The 17,251-nt window shown below is 57.2% G+C and carries 15 protein-coding genes; 2 read left to right on the top strand and 13 right to left on the bottom strand.

The genetic code is table 11. From position 1 onward, the window contains the following. Positions 1 to 313: 313 nt before the first annotated feature. The 12 genes from BFE01S_RS46505 to BFE01S_RS07100 all read right to left on the bottom strand — a co-directional run bounded on the left by BFE01S_RS46505 (position 314) and on the right by BFE01S_RS07100 (position 11,789). Entirely contained in the window at positions 314 to 724 is a 411-nt protein-coding gene (locus tag BFE01S_RS46505) for a LysR substrate-binding domain-containing protein (RefSeq protein WP_354006078.1), read from the bottom strand. Further along, positions 619 to 936 (bottom strand): type 2 periplasmic-binding domain-containing protein, encoded by a 318-nt coding sequence (locus BFE01S_RS45715; RefSeq protein ID WP_235355799.1) that lies wholly within the window; start codon positions 934 to 936, stop codon positions 619 to 621. The genes BFE01S_RS46505 and BFE01S_RS45715 overlap by 106 nt, the downstream gene beginning before the upstream one ends. Continuing rightward, positions 936 to 1,127: a hypothetical protein gene (locus BFE01S_RS46510; protein WP_084169610.1), complete on the bottom strand. Its 192-nt coding sequence runs from the start codon at positions 1,125 to 1,127 to the stop codon at positions 936 to 938. The genes BFE01S_RS45715 and BFE01S_RS46510 overlap by 1 nt, the downstream gene beginning before the upstream one ends. A 3-nt stretch (positions 1,128 to 1,130) precedes the next feature. Then, positions 1,131 to 1,718, bottom strand: coding sequence for a MarR family winged helix-turn-helix transcriptional regulator (locus BFE01S_RS07060; protein ID WP_028224875.1), 588 nt, complete (start codon positions 1,716 to 1,718; stop codon positions 1,131 to 1,133). 140 nt (positions 1,719 to 1,858) lie between these two features. Further along, positions 1,859 to 2,932, bottom strand: coding sequence for a porin (locus BFE01S_RS07065; RefSeq protein ID WP_028224876.1), 1,074 nt, complete (start codon positions 2,930 to 2,932; stop codon positions 1,859 to 1,861). Between the two features lie 73 nt (positions 2,933 to 3,005). Further along, positions 3,006 to 3,788 carry an ABC transporter ATP-binding protein gene (locus tag BFE01S_RS07070; RefSeq protein WP_028224877.1) on the bottom strand — a complete coding sequence of 261 codons (783 nt, stop codon included), beginning with the start codon at positions 3,786 to 3,788 and terminating at the stop codon, positions 3,006 to 3,008. Between the two features lie 5 nt (positions 3,789 to 3,793). Then, on the bottom strand, positions 3,794 to 4,606 hold the full coding sequence (locus BFE01S_RS07075; RefSeq protein WP_028224878.1) for an ABC transporter permease: 813 nt from the start codon (positions 4,604 to 4,606) through the stop codon (positions 3,794 to 3,796). 29 nt (positions 4,607 to 4,635) lie between these two features. Next, positions 4,636 to 5,619: an ABC transporter substrate-binding protein gene (locus BFE01S_RS07080; protein ID WP_028224879.1), complete on the bottom strand. Its 984-nt coding sequence runs from the start codon at positions 5,617 to 5,619 to the stop codon at positions 4,636 to 4,638. A gap of 432 nt (positions 5,620 to 6,051) precedes the next feature. Beyond that, entirely contained in the window at positions 6,052 to 7,866 is a 1,815-nt protein-coding gene (locus BFE01S_RS07085; protein ID WP_028224880.1) for a thiamine pyrophosphate-binding protein, read from the bottom strand. Positions 7,867 to 7,892: 26 nt separating this feature from the next. Beyond that, positions 7,893 to 9,380, bottom strand: a complete 1,488-nt coding sequence (locus BFE01S_RS07090) for an aldehyde dehydrogenase family protein (RefSeq protein ID WP_028224881.1) — start codon at positions 9,378 to 9,380, stop codon at positions 7,893 to 7,895. Between the two features lie 33 nt (positions 9,381 to 9,413). Continuing rightward, a complete protein-coding gene (locus tag BFE01S_RS07095; RefSeq protein ID WP_028224882.1) occupies positions 9,414 to 10,406 on the bottom strand; it encodes an ABC transporter substrate-binding protein in 993 nt (330 codons plus the stop codon). A 48-nt stretch (positions 10,407 to 10,454) separates the two neighbouring features. Further along, positions 10,455 to 11,789, bottom strand: coding sequence for an MFS transporter (locus BFE01S_RS07100; protein WP_028224883.1), 1,335 nt, complete (start codon positions 11,787 to 11,789; stop codon positions 10,455 to 10,457). Between the two features lie 454 nt (positions 11,790 to 12,243). Here BFE01S_RS07100 and BFE01S_RS07105 point away from each other — a divergent pair, with 454 nt between their 5' ends. Further along, entirely contained in the window at positions 12,244 to 13,764 is a 1,521-nt protein-coding gene (locus tag BFE01S_RS07105) for a methyl-accepting chemotaxis protein (protein ID WP_039334719.1), read from the top strand. A gap of 1,181 nt (positions 13,765 to 14,945) precedes the next feature. On the opposite strand, the gene BFE01S_RS07110 is transcribed toward BFE01S_RS07105, so the two are convergent. Further along, on the bottom strand, positions 14,946 to 15,875 hold the full coding sequence (locus tag BFE01S_RS07110) for a LysR family transcriptional regulator (RefSeq protein WP_028224885.1): 930 nt from the start codon (positions 15,873 to 15,875) through the stop codon (positions 14,946 to 14,948). Between the two features lie 463 nt (positions 15,876 to 16,338). Here BFE01S_RS07110 and BFE01S_RS07115 point away from each other — a divergent pair, with 463 nt between their 5' ends. After that, positions 16,339 to 17,250 carry an HTH-type transcriptional regulator ArgP gene (locus BFE01S_RS07115; protein WP_028224886.1) on the top strand — a complete coding sequence of 304 codons (912 nt, stop codon included), beginning with the start codon at positions 16,339 to 16,341 and terminating at the stop codon, positions 17,248 to 17,250. The last annotated feature ends 1 nt before the right edge of the window (position 17,251 follow it).

Below are 17,251 nucleotides of genomic sequence, written 5' to 3' on the forward strand. Positions count from 1 at the left end.
TCGCAGGTACGAATCGGATAAGCTTACGGGTGCTTATCGGAATTTTGTTGCCTCCGTCAGTTGCCCTAGATTCACAGGAAACCTCAGTGTCTCAGCGAGACGATTGAGTGGGTACCTGTCGAAGACTCGTTGTACGACGAAAGGGCTGGCTGAAGCCGTGCCCGCAAAGCCAAGGAGTTTTTGCCATTCGATGACCTCGAGGCGGGCTTTGGGCAGGCGACACATCAATGGGAGGATCCTGGAAAATTCGGTTTTTGGCAGAACAGCGGCGCGCCGGGCAGAGATAGCGTAAGGGTTATGCGCCGAGCCGTATTTAAATATCTTGCAAAATGGTCGACGGACGGTCATGGGCGTTTTGCCGTGGTAAGCCGGATATCGCCTGCCGAAGCCAGCGATTCCCCGGATCCCGATTGACTTTCCTGTGCCAGAACTGGTGCACTTCCGCATGCGCTATGTCGAACGGCAAGCGCTGCAAGCGAAATTTGCCTGGATTCGCTACAAAGTTCCGAGGCACGATTGCGACCAGGTCAGTCTTTGCGACGACTTCCGCAGCCGTGTGGTAACGCGTCGCAACCAGTACAATTTTTCTATGAAGCCGTCGTCTTGCTAGTTCATTGTTCACAAGCGATTCAGCGTTTCGCTGCTCACCAGGATATTTTCGAGCTGCACATAGTCGTCTATTGGCAGATCCTGATTTTGGTTTGCGATGCCGCTTCGTGGCGATGCAACAGTATTCATCGTCGAACAGTCTCTGCTGGAAGAATCCGGACTTGAGAAAGGGCAGGTTCCGAGGCCGAGGTCAGCAGAACCGGACTCAAGAGCGCTGGCGTGTAAATCGTGGCGAATCTGCATTGCTTCAACGCGTACGTCCCGCGCTTCTTTAGATATTTTGTTAGTGAATAGCGGTAGGACGATGGCTTCCCCGGCATCCGACATCAGGAGTCGGAAAACTCGGTTTGACAACGCTGGGACAAATCAGCGGTCAGAGGGCTCCTGGCTGGTCCTCGGATCTCAAATACGGTTTGGTCCGCAGGCACGGACTCGCCTTCTTCAACCTTCCAGTCGACATGAAGGCGCGGATCAGCCGGCACGACTGTTTCGTTAAACCACGGGCGGCCGCAAAGCACAAATCAGCCGTTTTCGTAATGCTCGCCGCGCGAGGCAATAAGATTCCCGAATTCTCGTGTTGACGGGATACGACGAGCGGGATCATCTGATTCCGCTTCGTCTCTTGCCATGTTCTCGATGATGGTAAGTAACACCTTCCGGGCGATCTTGATTTCGCTTTCTTTCAAGCCTCTAACGCTGATCTCGTTGACATCCTCGGCGAGCGGCACGAGTTTTTTCTTGAGGCCCCTGCCTTTCGGGGTGAGGTAGACATAGCTGTTCTTTTTGTTGTCGGGTGACTGCCTGCGTTCGACATAGCCGAGCTTTTCCATCGCAGACACGGCCGTGAATGTGGTCGGCGTCATCACGCCGGCTTCAACGCTCAGTTCCTTCTGCGTGAGGCCATCCTCCTCCCACAGGATGCGGAGAAACGCCCAGTGTCCAAACGACACCTCATACTGAGCCAGACGCATGTGCAGGCCCCGGACCATCGCTCGGGCTGCGTCCTTGATCAGGTGCGCAAGCCGGTCATTGGGAACTGCTTCCCGCCAGTGTCGGAGAATTGCGTCAGATGCGGATTCGTTCGTTTTCGGATTACGTTGAGAAACCATGGGCGTTGCCGTATTTGAGATTGCATCGCTCATAATATTATCCCGTTCTGGGGCGGCCCGGGACTTTCCAGCATTCCGACAGGTCTGCCGGACTAAACTGGGTCGCCCCGATAGCCTAAGTTGTCAACGTGCCGCCAAAATCAGAAAGTGTGGCGAATACCTACCGTCACACCAGTCTGGTCGGCACCGGTGGTAATGTCGACACCGGTGCCCCGGATACCAACGTTAGAGTAGGAACGGTTGTTTACATATGCACCCTCCGCATACAGTTCGGTGCGCTTGGAGAGGAAATAGTCGACCAGAAGGGCACCCATCGTCGGGCCGCCATGAGGATTGCGGAACTGTGTGTGATATACGCTCGCCGATACGAAGAGCGGAGCACTGACGTGGTAAGTCAGTCCACCCCAGTACAGCATTGAACTGGGCGGCGTGTCGGTGTTGCGCGTGTTAAGCCACCGTATACCAGCAAGCGCCTTGACCATGCCGAAGTCGTAGGATGCTCCGAGAAGCGCTCGACTTTGCGTGTTACTTTGCGTAGCGATCGAAGTTCCCTGGAGTTGGTCGTATGTTAAACCGATGCTCACTGGCCCGCGGTCATACAAGATTGCAGCGCTCATTTCGCGGCCAACCTTCGTCGCGCCCGGAACCTGCGCACCATTGGGAATCGTCGAGTCGAAGCCGTTGCTGTAGAGCATGGCAAACGTGACACCGGCGATATTCAGACCATACCGGATCGAATTGTCCGCCCGGTTCACAAACTGGCTGTCCATGCTTTGCGCCGAATAGCTCGGGTTGAAGGTCAGCGCATCATATTTGTACATCAACTCGTAGAGCAGGTTCTGATGGCGGCCCAATGTTACGGTTCCATAGGGCGTGGAGACTCCCACGTACGCCTTTCGGCCAAACAGGCGTCCGCTCTGGCCGAGCGTCCCATTGTTCAGATTGAACCCGCCCTCCAGCACGAATACCGCTTTATAGCCACCGCCGAGATCCTCCGCTCCTTTCAGGCCCCACCGCGATCCGGCAAGGTTACCGGATTGCTGACGCACTGCCGAAGATGACGTTTTTCCGCTGGGTACGTGGTTCGCGTACTCAATCCCCACGTCGGTAATGCCGTACAGTGTGACGGAACTTTGAGCGTGGGCCGGGATGCTGGCGAGGACGAGCGCGCCTGCTACCAGAGGAGTGGATGGGATATGTCTAATTTTTCTCATTATTAATGTGGACTACTTAGTTATAAAATCTGTCTGTAGACTCTGTTGATACTCCGCTAACCGTTGGTGTCTGTCAGATACTGCCGGCCGCCTCCATGAATTCTTTCATGCTTTGCTCAAACACACCGAGTACCTCTGATTCAAGCGCGTGCATCTGCTGGCTTCCGTATTCCCGCGGCCGAGGCAGATCAACATTGATGATGGAGGCGATCCTCGTCGGCTTTGGCGTGTAGACGACGATCCGGTCGGCGAGATAGCAGGCTTCGATGATGTCGTGAGTGACGAAGACAACGGTGCGGCGGTTCTTCATCCATGTGCTGACCAGTTCGGCACGCAGCTTGCGGGCCGTAATTTCGTCGAGTGCCCCAAACGGTTCATCCATGAGCAGGAGTCCGGAGTCGCGGATATAGGCGCGGGCGATACCGACGCGATGCTGCATGCCACCGGAGATCTGATGCGGGTAGAAGTGCTCGTAACCGGTCAGGTTCACGAGATCGAGGACGTCCCGTATCCTGCGTGCTTCATCTTTTACCGGACGGCCGCTTTCGGCGCGCAGAGCGAACATAAGATTCTCTTCGACGGTGCGCCACTGGAGCAACCGTGGTTGCTGAAACACATACCCATAACGCGGCCTTGCAGTTGTAACCGGCGTGCCGTCCACCATGACGCTCCCCGAAGTGGGGGGCAGGAACCCGGAAATGCAGTTCAACGTGACGGACTTGCCTGCGCCCGACGGACCGAGGAGGCACACGAATTCGCCTTCCTGGACTGTGAGGTCGATGTTGTCCAGAACGGTGATTGGACCCGTGGGCGTATCGAATGACTTCGTGAGACCGTTAATGATGATGTTGCTCATGGAACTCAACCCCTCTTCCAGCGCGTTGCAAACCGGTCAATCGGCGCGATGATCAGCCAGTCCGTCAGTAGCATGAGAACAACAAGCCAGACGGTCCAGGCAAAGACTTCATTGGTCCGGTTGAATTCCCAACCCACATACAGGTTGTAGCCAATTCCGCCGCCGCTGGCGCCACCGGCAAACAGTTCGGCCAGAACGACGATCTTCCAGCAGATGGCAATCATGGTCCGCGATCCGCTGACCAGATATGGTGTCAGACTGGGCAACGTGATATGGCGGAAAGTCATCAGGCGGTTAGCGCTGACTGATTCGGCCATCTCGAGCAACTGACGGTCAATTTGATGCAAGCCCGCTGAGACGTTGTAGGCAATGATCGTGAAGCCCGCGATAAAGATCGTGAAGATCACGGATGCTTGTGACAGGCCGAACCAGATCATCGACATAAGTGCCCAGACGACGTACGGCACCGTCTGGGCAAAGTTGAGCAGCGGGCCAAAAAAGGCTTCGTGACGTTTCAATGCGAAGCCAGCAAGAGTACCGACGACAAGCGAGGCAGTGCTGCCTGCTACGACGGATTTGAGCGTGGCCCAGGTTGCTCGCCAGAGTGTTCCGTCGTTCGCGAAGGAAGCCATGTCCTGAGCGATGTGCGGCAAGGAAGGAAATACGTAGCTTGGCTGGGTGAGGGAGAAAAGCTGCCAGCCGATCAGCAGTACTGCGAACGATGCGATCGTTCCCGCGATTCTCTTGCGCTGCGCGCGGTTAAGGGCCTGACGATAGCTCGTGGTTGTGCCGCCGGTGGGCGAAACTGCTGCTTTCACTTTGTCTGTCTCCAGTTCAGGAAGCCGGTTCAGGGCATCACCCAGAAATCGGCAACGTTGACCTGTCGCGGGATCTGTTTAATGTCGTAAAGACGGTCGTAGTACGCCTGAACCTGCTTGAGGAATACTGGTTCATTCTGGTCAGGGATGTAGTCGCCCGCGTAGGGCTTCAGAAGTGCTTGGACCTGATCGGGAGACTCTTTCAGGGCGGGGACTGCTTCGGAAAGTGCCTGTGACGCTGCAGGGAGATTCGCCGGAAGGGAGCGCGCTTCGCTGTCAAGAATCGACAGGAATTTGTTCACGGCGGTGCGGTTCGCGAGATAGAAATCCTTACGGGCGGTCACATTCAGTGCGAAGAGGGTCGCTCCATAGTGACGCCGATACAGCGTAATGGGGCGAAAGATCTCCTTTACCGTACCTGAATGGACGGCCTGGCTGAGATAGGGCTCGTAGAGCGTGGCGCCGTCGATCGTTCCGTTCTGTAGAGCCGCAATAAGACCGGCCGGCGGCAACACTGAGACCTTCACGTCGCGCATCAAATCAACATTTTCGATCTTGAAGGCGAGATAGGTGGCGCCAAAATTTGTGCCGGCGAGTGAAACGACGCCATAGGGCTTTCCCTTAAAGTCCACGGGACCTTTGGCAGTTGACCCCGTTTTTACGACGACGGCCCAGAAGTCGGCAGGCTGAACTGCCTTGAGCACGACGATTGGTACGCCGGCTGAGAAGAGTTGAGCGGCCTCGATCCCCCCCGCGTTAATGTCGACGTCAATAGCCTTGCCTTTGAATGCATCGTATTTCTGGCTGGACTGGACGAACGGCTGCGTCTGAACGTCAAGTCCAGCCTGCTTGAATAATCCCTTTTTTTGCGCGTTGAAGAGCGCAGCCGACGTGATATCCGTTGTGATCGTGTATCCGACACGAATCGTGGTGGACTGGGCGAAGGCAACTGTTGTGACAGAAATGCTGGCGGCGATGACGAGATGTGACCACGCCCGCAAGGGGTTTCTCATGAAGTGTCTCCAAATACTCGGGTTTGTTATGCAATGGCAGCCTGAGGCTGCCGCGGACGGCCTGTCTTCCCGGAAAGACGTTGTTATTAGATGTCTATCGATGGGCTGACTATAGGTTAAAGATTGCTAGCTGTCTAATGTTTTTGACGTGGGACAAACACTGATGGAAGCGGATGTGATACCCGGGGCCTACACGGCTCACGGCGTCGAAATTGCACGGTTGTTGGCTGCCGTGCCGGACCATATCGTTCTCGCTAAGTGCACTGTTTTTCGGCTCGCCGTGCGCACAGTAAGACAGGATGGGCGACGATGACCGAAAGCCGTGCCATAGGCACGGGAGTGCAGGGTGAGCCGACATTGTCCGGGTCGCGGTCAAACGTAGCTTTCTTGTGGGGAATTTCCGCCCTCAGGTCTTTCAGGGCGGAAAGGGGGTCAGCGCGTTGCCTTGTCTGTTGCTGAGGCGGTCATGCCCCGGCTCATGGAAGGCGCATAGCCGGGCTTCACATGAACATCGACAAGCACTTGGCCGCCTTCAAGAACTTTGCTTATGGCTTCAGCGAGTGCGACGGACAGGGCATTACTGTCGACGACTGGTCCTGTTGCGGTGAACCCCTGGGCCCTCGCCATGGCTGCAAGATCCACCACGGGCGAACTGATACGCTGGCCGATCCATTTGTTTTCGACTGGCCGACCTCGTTCGAGCGCGACCCGCTCTTGGTGGACTTCGTCGTTATAGAACGACTGGTTGTTTGCGACGATAACCAGGAGCGGAATGTCAAAGTGCGCGGCAGACCATAGCGCAGTGTTGCCCATCAGGAAGTCACCGTCTCCCAGGATTGCAACCGGGAGTCGTCCTGTGCCTGCCAGTGCCAGCGCGGCACCGACAGCCATGCCGGGACCGGATCCTATCCCGGCGCCGCCGTCATAGCCGAGATAGTCGAGGGGCGAATGAAAATCCCATAGCTCTCCGCTCCAGCCTAGAGGGAGTCGGAGGAGTGAGACGTCAATGCTACCGGTGGCTGCGCGCAGAGTCGACGCCAGCGTTTCCATGGAAATGCCGAAACCTTCGGGTGGTAGCTGGGCAGGGCGTACGCGTGAAGGGACCTCGTTGTTGAGCTGATGATCCTGCGGCATTGCGGCAAGCAGTTCCCGGACGGTGATACCTGTGTCCGAGGCGATGGCAATGTCGACTACCGGCAGACCTTGATGATCGAAGCTCCATCCGTTGTGGAGCGTGTGATCCAGCGATACTGAAATGATGCGGGCGCTGACTGGACTGTCGGGCCACGCAGACTTTAGAGTTCCTGCCAGGTCGACCCAGTCGAGAGCGAGGACCACATCGGCCTGACGCAGCACTTCCGCGGACGGGCCGTTGACGAAGAATGCGGGCGGATGTGGGTGTTGGGGATGATCCGTTGGGAAACTGGCAGCAGTTTTCAGATCGGTCAGTACAGTGGCTCCGAGCCTCTCGGCCAGTTCGATCCGTTCGCGCCATTCGATGGTGTCTCTCGAAACCCGGCCAATCAGCATGACGGGGCGCTTTCCGTGGGATAGCACCTGCACCGCCTGATCGATGTCGGCCGGACGCGGATAGGGCGGGGCCGGGGGCGCGTAGCGAGCAGCGTCAGGGATGCGTGGTGCTCCCTCGAGCAGCGTTTCCTGAAATGTCACATCGAGACAGACATAGACCGGCGCGCTCGGCTGCGTTCGGGTGATCTGGAACGCACGGAGTATCGCCTCGTACGCAGCATCGACAGAGAGGGGCTGGTTGTCCCATTTGACGAAAGGTCGCACCAGCGCAGCCGTGTCCTGCGACGTGTGGATCCAGTCGATCCATGGTCTGCGCTTCGCCGCATCGGCCGGACCATGGGCACCAAGTACCAGCATCGGGACGCGGTCACACCAGGCGTTATAGATTGCCATGCTCGCGTGCATCAGCCCAACGTTGCTGTGCAAGGCGACGGCAAGCGGCAAACCCTTTACCTTCGCGTAACCGTGGGCGATGGCCACGGCGTGTTCCTCGTGCAGGCAAAGAAGGAATTTAGGGTTGGTGTTGCCGGTGTGGTTGACAATGCTGTCATGCAATCCCCGGAAACTCGAGCCCGGATTGAGGCACAGGAATGGTATGTCCAGACTCTGGAGCAGTTCCGCGACTCCGTCACTTCCCCAGTAATTTTCGCGATCGTGTGCGATCGTGCCTTCAGTTTGTTTGGCATTGGCTGCCTGATTTTCAGCGAGTGAGTTCATCTCTGTATGGACGCTCTGTCATTCTGTCAAAGTTGTATGTTGATGCTTTTGGTCGCCGTGAAATCCAGCAGTTCCTCAAGACATTCCTCGCGGCCGAGTCCCGAGTGTTTGACACCTCCGAAAGGCACACCGAGATAGTGGCGGCTGGTCTGGTTTATCCAGACGTAGCCTGCCTCCACGCGGATCGCGGCACGATGGGCGGTCGACAGTGCACTTGTCCAGATGGACGCAGTCAAGCCGAATTCAGTCCCGTTGACGACCTTGAAAAGCTCCTCTTCGTCTTTCCATCGAAAGACCGACATAACCGGCCCGAAAATCTCCTCTCGCGCAATCCGCATGGACGCGGTTACGTCTGAAAAGATTGTTGGCTCGATGTAGTAGCCGCCTCGCAGTTCCGGTGTGTCCGGGGCCTTGCCGCCTGTGACGAGCCGGGCACCTTCCCTAGTGGCAGATGCGATAAAGTCCATTACCTCATCACGCCGTTGTGCGGAAATGAGCGGGCCCATCGTTGTTGCCGCGTCAGTTGGCACCCCCGGTACGTAGGTTTCCTGCACATAGGTCGCGACGCGTTCCAGGACCTGGTCGTGAATTGAGTCGTGAAGAAACACCCTGCTGGTGGAGCCACACGATTGACCCGCCCAGGTGAAATTCATGCCACGGGCAATACCGTGAATCAGCGCTTCAATGTCCGCATCAGGAAACGCGATCAGTGCATTTTTGCCGCCGAGCTCCAGTAGTGTGGGCTTGATGGTATCGGCGGCGCCGCGAAGGATCGCGCGGCCCGTATTCACGCTCCCAATCAGGGTGACCTTTTTGACGAGCGGGTGCGATGCAAGCGTTTGCCCACATTCCCGGCCACCGGGCAATATGTTCAGGACGCCAGGTGGAAATACGTCCCTGAGTACCTCCGCAAGTCGCAGACAGGAAAGCGGCGCCTGCTCGGGGGGCTTGACAATGACGGTATTGCCGGCTGCGAGTGGCGCGGCAATCTTGCCCGCAGCAAACATCAGCGGGTGGTTGTAAGCGACGATGCGCGCGACGACACCCAGTGGCTCACGCAGCGAGTAGTGGAGACTGTTCCCGTCGACCGGGATGGTCTCCCCTTTCAGCATGGGGATGAGACCAGCGAAAAAATCCAGCGAGTCGGCGGCAACCATTGCGTCGCCAACCATCTCCGCGACCGGGTTCCCCGTATTGATCGCGTCGATCATGGCGAACTCTTCCGCATGCTCTCGCAGCAAGGTCGCGGCCTCGTGCAGCATGCGCTGCCGCTTTGCGGGGGCCGTACCTCTCCAGTCGAGCCAAGCTTCATGGGCGCGCTCGATAGCAACCTCGGTGTCATGTGCATTTGCATGCGCAACAGACGCGACCGGAAGGCCGTTCGCAGGATTGAGCGTTTCCTGATAGGTCGCGCTGAGCGGTTCATGCCAGTCCCCCGCGTAAAACAGTCCGCGGGAGAGCGGGAGACAGGAATACTCGCTAGGTGGCGTTTCCGCCATTGAATTCATAGACATTGCTGCCTCCCTTTGGGATAGCGGATTACCTGCTCAGAGCTTGAAGCTCTCAAGGCTGGATGGGTGGAACAGCTCCTTCGCTTCGAGCAGCCGCTCCGAAAGACCTTCCTGAAAGTGTTGTTTCAGGAAGCGGTTGATGACGTTTTCGTTGGCTGCGAATCCGTAGGACCAGAAATCGGGGCCCATGAGCTTGCGCGCGGCACGCAGATGATCTTCCACGAAGGGAAGCGTAACCTTCGTCGCGGATGTGTCATTCAGGCGGGAAAGCGCGATCGCCTTCGATTTTTCGAATGCTTTGACGACGGCTCCGGGTAACCACGGATGACGTTCAGCGAGGTCCTTCCGGATGCCTAGGGTGTGCATGATGGGGAAAATCGACGTCCGGCGGTACCATTCGGCCGCGGTGGTGTGCGGATCCTCGAACAGGTACTTGATCTGCGGATGCCCCCGATCGAAGCATGACGGAGCTCGAGGGCCGATGAGTGCATCGATTTCGCCGGTTTCGAGCATGCCAGAGATCGTCTTGCCTTCGGGGGCGTTTTCGAGATGCACATCTGGCGGTAGTTTGAGGTTGATCTTTTCAACGCGGGTGGGATCTTCATAACCCCCACGAACCCAGGTGACATCCGATGGCTTGACGCCATATTCCTCCTCAAGGAGCAGACGGACCCAGACGTTTGCCGTGAGTTGATATTCCGGAACGCCGATCCTCTTGCCCTTCAGATCTTCGGGACGGTTGATCCCGCGATCCGCGCGAACGTACACGGACGTATGGCGAAAAGCGCGTGAAGGGAATACCGGTACCGCGATGTACGGTGAGATGCCCGCTGCGGTCTTAACCGAGTAGCTGCTCAGTGACAGCTCGCAGATGTCGTAGTCGGCATGCCGAAACGCCCGGAAGAAGATTTCCTCCGGCTCCTGCAGCATGAACACGGGGTCGACGCCGTCGATCTGTACATCGCCATCGACGAGGGGCCGCATCCGGTCGTAATTCCCGACGGCGATGGAAAGCTGAAGCTTGCTCATTGATACTCCTGTACAGATTTTAGAGATGTGCTGCAGTGAAAAGGGCCGTCATGCGGCGGCCTTTTTCCCGGGCACGCCGAGCAGGACGGCGACGCCCCCGACGAATACGAGAACGGCGACGAGAATGAGGCCGGCCGCGAAGCTGCCGGTGACACTCTTGATCCAACCCAATACGATCGGACCGAAAAATGCGCCGACCTGACCGAGGCTGCTGATGACACCAATCCCACCCGCCGCGGCATCGCCGGTTAAATAGGTTGGGGGAATAGACCAGATAATGGCTGCGGCGGCAAAGTAGCTGATTGACACAAGGCTGAGACATACAATGGCCGCCGGCCAGGTGTGAGTGAGCAGGGTGAGCGTTGCCGCTCCGACAGCACCTGCTGTCGTCGATGCGATGAAGTGCCAGCGGCGCTCGAGCATCAGGTCCGAGCTTCGCGCAATTATCAACATGCCGACAGCGCCGACGATATAAGGCAATGTGGACAGCAGACCGATGTGAAGCAGATTGTTGATGCCGGCCTGTTTGATGATGGTAGGTGTCCAGTAATTCAGAATCGTGCCGCAAAGCGGCACCGTGGCCCAACCCGCGGCCATGACATAGACCTTCGGGTCACGCAGGGCAGCGAGCAGCCTGCTTGGCGCGTTGCTCGGTTTTGCGCGCTTGTCCGCCTCGATGTCACCAATAATGATCCGCTTCTGATCGTCGGTCAGCCAGTGTGCTTCCTCGGGCCGGTCCGTCAGATAGAAGAACGCAACGATGCCAGCAATGACTGCCGGAAGGCCTTCGAGAAAGAACAGCCATTGCCAGTTGCGAAAGCCCCAGACACCCGCGAAGTTTTGAAGGATGAGCCCGGAAAGCGGGCCGCCAATAACGCCTGCGGCCGCAATGGCCAGCAGGAAGCGCGATGTGATTCGTGCTCGGCGCTTCGCGGGATACCAGTAGGTCAGGTAGAGGATGATGCCCGGCCAGAAACCCGCTTCCGCGGCGCCCAGCAGTGTGCGGGAAAGGTAGAACTGCCACGGCGCGGTCATAAACGCCATTGCAGTCGAAATGCCGCCCCATAGAAGCATGATGCGCGTAACGCTCCGGCGGGCGCCGATGCGTTTGAGTAGCAGTGTGCTTGGGACCTCGAGCAGGATGTAGCCGATGAAAAAGAGGCTCACACCAAGCCCGTAAGCCGCGTCGCTCAGGCCCAGGTCCTGCTTGAGCTGCAGTTGCGCGAAGCTGACGTTGACCCGGTCGAGATAATTGAGTACCCAGCACAGGAAGAGAAAGGTCATCAGCCTGAGCGTGACCTTCCTGTAAGTCTCCTCGACTTCGTGAGCATCCGCCACGACGGGCCCGGACAACTGTCCGTATCCCAGCGCTGAATCTGTCATTTACGTCTCCGGTTTGTTTGCGGTAGTGCCTGGTCCGCAGGTACCGCGAGGATGATCACGATCAGGTAGTCACAAATTACTAGACGTCTAATTGATTAAGATTAAGGAAGCTTCGCGTTTTTGGCAACCAAGGGTTTGTACCAACGAATGCGATCTGCACACTGTGCGGGGATCTGTATATGATTAGATATCTATCGAAGTAGGTCCAGAGATTATGGTCTGCGTGTCGCGGGCGACGTCGGAGGAACTAGTGCTGGACCTCTGAAGCAGGCGATTCCCCTTGGATAAGTATGACGACCCGAGTGGACCCGGTAACTGGGAAGACGTCGTAGCAGAATCTCCGCTCAAGTGATTATTTGATCTCTAATATTAAAAACGAAGACGATTGGCCGTAAACCAGTCCAGACATACATATACGGGGGATCAAATGAGACGGCTGGGATTTCGGCAACAAATGTGGATTCCGCTTGTACTGTCACTAATTTGCCTGGTCGCAGTGGCCACCTTCGGTGTGTTGCAGAATCGTGTTTCCAGCCTTCGTGAGCGCGAACTCACGCTTAGCCAGGCCGCGGACTTTGCAACGGGCATCACGCAGCACTATGCAGACCTTGCTGGCCGGGGAGTCATGAGTGTGGCCGAAGCCAGGGCGGCGGCCTTGACTCAGCTTCGAGAGGTAAGGTTCGGAAAAGACGGATATATCGCAGTTATCGATCCAGGGATGCATTCGGTTGTGAACCCCTCCAAGCCGGAGACAGAGGGACGGTACCTGGGTGACTACCGGGACGAAAACGGTCACTACATTTATCGCGAGATGGTCGCCGTCGCTGAACATGGTCAGGAAGGGCTCGTTGACTACTATACTCATCGACCTAGGGCTACGGAGATTGTCAGGAAGCGGAGCTATGTAAAGGCATACAGACCATGGAACCTGATATTTGTTACTGGTGCTTATCTGGACGATATTGACAGAGCGTTTGCCAGATCTGCGATAGTGACGGTGATATTCGTTCTGGTTACAGGGTTGGTTTTATCAGGTGTCGTTCTCCTGGTTAACCGCGTGCTTATGCGCATGTTGGGTGGATCGCCCGAGTATGCGAAGGCGATCGTACATGCGACGGCGACGGGCGACCTCTCGATCGGTATCGCGATACATCCAAACGACAGCGACAGCTTGATTGCGGGTATCGCGGACATGCAAGCACGGTTGCGTGCCCTTATTGGCAGGATTCAGCAAGGGGCTGATGCGATAACCCTAGCCATGGAGGAGGTCGCTGCCGGCAACGCCGATCTTGCTCAGCGTACGGAAGAACAGGCTGCCGCGCTTCAGCAGACTTCCGCCACGATGGCTGGGCTTCGTGATGCCATACAGCGAACTGCCTCGGATGCAAAGTCGGCAGCTTTCTGTGCGGACGACGCATTTTCGACCGTTCGGCGCGGCAGTCAGGAAGTCGTGGCCGTTGCGACGACGATGGAACGCATCACCGAAAGCTCGAACGAAATCGCCGATATTCTCAATATGATAGAGAGCATTTCGTTCCAGACGAACATTCTGGCTCTCAATGCGGCAGTCGAGGCTGCGCGGGCTCAGGAACACGGACGAGGCTTCGCCGTGGTCGCCTCTGAAGTTCGGGCATTGGCACAGAGGTCGTCGACGGCTTCTAAGGATATCGAATCGCTAATCAGTCAATCGGATGTGCACGTGAATGAAGGATCAAGGCTGGTCGACGGCGCGAACCAATGCATGGCGCAGATCCTCGATACGGTCCACAAGGTAGATAAACTTGTAAAAAACATTGCCGGAGAATGCGAGGTTCAGGGGGCTGGAGTGACTGAGATATCGAAGGCGCTTAGTCAAATAGAGGAGGTCACGCAGCGCAATGCTGCGCTTGTCGAGCAGTCCGCTGCAGGGGCGCAGCTCGTGCATGAGAAGGCACGCGAGCTCGTATCGAGTGTTTCTGCATTCCGGCTTGTTTAGGCATCGATGCACGGACAGTGGATCATGGCGGCAATTCAGATAGTCGCATAGGCTGGCAGTCCATCGCACCGCCTTGGCAAAGGCACCGGTTCGGCGGCTGCGCGGTTCGAAGCGCGAATCACTCGAGACGTCGAGTCCAGATGTGCTGGTTCATCAGATGTCCTCGATTTTGCAGGTCCGGCGAGGCAGACGAAAGAACGCATTATTGCTCGGCTGACGCATCGAGTAAGCAGAGCGGGCAGCCACGTGGCACGTTTCTGGTCCGCAACGGGACGAGGGAGGTGGCTACCTGGAGAGCGTGGGTCCGTTGGACTAGTCATTGTGTAATGCAGCTGTTGAACGGAAGCTTCGAAAGACAGCTTCGATGCCACGGGCCATCACCCGTTTCGAAAACGTGACGCGGGATTTTCAGCACGACCGTCTCAGAGTCGACGGAAGGTCCCGGAGACTTCGATGTCCACCTGGTCTATTCAAGGAGATGTTTGCGGCGTAGGTGGGTAACGCGAGGAACTGCTCTGAAGTCCTTGCGGTTATCTTATGCCTCGCACCAAAAGGTCGGACAGGCCCTATCGGGCAACCTCGTGGTTGATGACGACTTGGGAGTTCACACATGGTCGGACAGGGCGGACGTCGATACCGCGAACGTGAAAGTGTCGACGAGCCCGTTCGACAGAATCGTTGTGGGAGGAAGTGCTGCACTTGAAAAAGCAGGTGTCGTCACGGAGGTGGCTGCGGTGTCGGCTGCCGTCTCAAATGCAGGAAATACTGCGCACGGCGCTTATGATCGGCGCCCGAACGCGCTTCGTTGAATTGAGCGAGTACGTGCTCGCGTTCGCAAAGTTGCCAGAGGTATTCGATGTTCACTGGTCCAGGCCCAGCTATTGTCTCAGAAATATTTCCAACTCATGTGCGTGCAGCAGGTGTGTCGATTGGAATGGGCCTAGCAAATTTGGCGGGAGGTTTTACGCCAATGATAGTCACGTGGTTGATCCGCCTTACCGGTGCACCACAGGATGCTGGCCACCTTCTCTCTGGCTTCGCCGTAATCTCGCTGATTGGGATCCTTCTCATTCGCAAACGATCACGCAGCTAGTGCCTTTCATGGCGACATCGTGAACGACACTGTCTTCCGATTGAGAACTGGAAACTGCTGTCGGAACAGGAAGCTATTTCTGCAGTTGTTATTTCCTCAACGCTGTTTCCCAAGGTGCTTGGGGCAGGAACCGCTCCGCCAGCAAGTCCACGACATGCCGGATCTTGGCGGAGAGATGTTGGTTCTTTTGCCATACCGCGTAAATGGGAAATCCCTGTGTCCTAGCCATGGTCAATGCCGGTGCCAGTCGACCAGTGGTCAGATGCTCGGCTACCAGCCAATCCGGCAGCAGCGCGATCCCGTGGCCTGCCAGCGTTGCGTCGAGGATGGCTTCGGTATGGTTCAAGCCTAGACGCCCACGTACCGCAAGCGGCAGGCTGCGGCCGTGGCGGTCGAGGAAGTACCAAGGCCGCGCCTGTCTGCCGCTGCCGAGCGTGATGCAAGCGTGCCGGTGCAGATCGTCCGGTGTTTCGGGCGCACCGTGCTTGGCCAGATAGTCGGGATCAGCCACCAGCACAACCCGCTGCTCGCCCAAAGGCTTGGCGACGAGGGTGGCACTGTCCTGCAGCGGCCCGATGCGGATCACCAGGTCTATGCCATCCTCGACCATATCGAGCCGGCGATCGGTTAGGCATACGTCGAGTTCCAGTGCGGGATGTTCCGCCGCGATCTCCAGCAATGCAGGCAAAACCCAACGTCGTCCGAAGACCAACGGCAGATCGATGCGCAGCCGCCCGGCCAGTGCCTGCCGCTGCGTCATCACCTGCGCCTGCGCGCGCTCTAGTTCTGCTAGGGCGCGCAGGCAGCCGTCACTGAACTGTCGGCCTTCGTCGGTCAGGCTCAGGCGGCGCGTGGTGCGCTGGAACAGCCGCACACCGAGTGCGGCTTCCAGGCGGGCGACGCTCTTGGCGACGCCCGATTTGCTCATGTCCAGCCGCTCGGCTGCCAGCGTGAAACTGCCAGTCTGCACGACCTGCATAAAGACGGTAATGCCACGGAAAGGATCTGTAGTGTTCACGGGTAGTGGCGAATCCAAGTCAACTCTGTTGCGATTTTGCGAGCATATATCGAATCTTAACTCGTCATATCATTGTTGAACCTAGCCGACCGCCCCAGTAATGGGTTAGCGGGCGGCGTGTGGCATAGCGAATACGCAACGAGGATGTGCGCTCGCATCGATGAGTCTGAGCGATGTCTTCCCGCGGACTCTGCGTAAGCGCGCCATAACGACGGTAGAGGTCCCGTTGCTCAGAGCTAAGCGCGGCTGGCAACGGAGGCGCTCAAGAAAGTCGAGCCGGCCCGAGGGCTGAAAAGCAATCGGAAAATGTGGTCGAGCGTCGAACGGATTTGTCAGCAGGCCGTGAGCGCGGTTGCGCCGAGTGTGTGTTTTTCCTAAATAAGGCGGGGGACGGTTAGGAAAGGTATTGGGACGTCGCATGGCGTTATCGCGAGGAAATCGCGAGTCAGACCGGGAGCCTGAAATGTTGGATCGGCAGCAACTTGAAACATTTGCGACGGTCGTGGAATGCCAGCATTTCAGGAGGGCGGCGGAAATACTGCATATATCGCCAGGTGCCGTGACGGCGCGGATAAAGAGCCTCGAAGCCACTGTCGGCGTAACTCTGTTATTGCGCGACCCCGTCGTTATGCCGACTCACGCTGGCGAAGTGATTCTTCGGCATGTTATGGCCGTTCGTCTGCTTGAGGAGGAGGCATTCCGGGTTATTAAGCCGGGCGAGTTTCCGCCTGTCAACATTGCCGTCGCCGTCAACGCTGATTCGTTGGCGACCTGGTTTGAGCCTGTTTCATGGCAACTTGCGGCACAGCACATTGGGCTCGAGATCATCGTCGACGATCAGGACCACACGGTGACTGCCTTGGTTCGTGGTGATGTCAAGGGTTGCATCTCGACACAACGGGAACCGAGCCTTGGATTTCAGGCCGATTTTGCTGGCGGAATGCGCTACCGTTGTGTCGCGACGCCTGAATTTGTCGCAGCGCACTTGCCCAAAGGCATGACGCTGCCGGCGATACTGGATGTTCCGGCAATCCTGTTTGATCGCAAGGATGCGATTCACGACAAATTCCTTTCCACATTCTTCCGGGTTGATATCGACAGGTACCGCAAGCACTATTTTCCGTCACCAACCGCATTGCTGAACGGGATACTAAACGGACTCGGGTATGGGCTGGTGCCGGAGATACAGATCGGGGCGCTGCTGGAATCCGGTTCGCTCGTGGAGCTTACGCCCGGACACAGTCTTCTGCTCGAGCTCTACTGGCATCACTGGGAATCGGAGCCTGAACCGCTTGCGAAGATCACCGCACTGGTCATGGATTACGCACGCCGTAGTCTTGTCCAGGAGATCCACCAGGGCAGTGGAGATGCATGAC

Source organism: Paraburkholderia ferrariae NBRC 106233 (genome assembly GCF_000685035.1).
GTDB lineage: Bacteria > Pseudomonadota > Gammaproteobacteria > Burkholderiales > Burkholderiaceae > Paraburkholderia > Paraburkholderia ferrariae.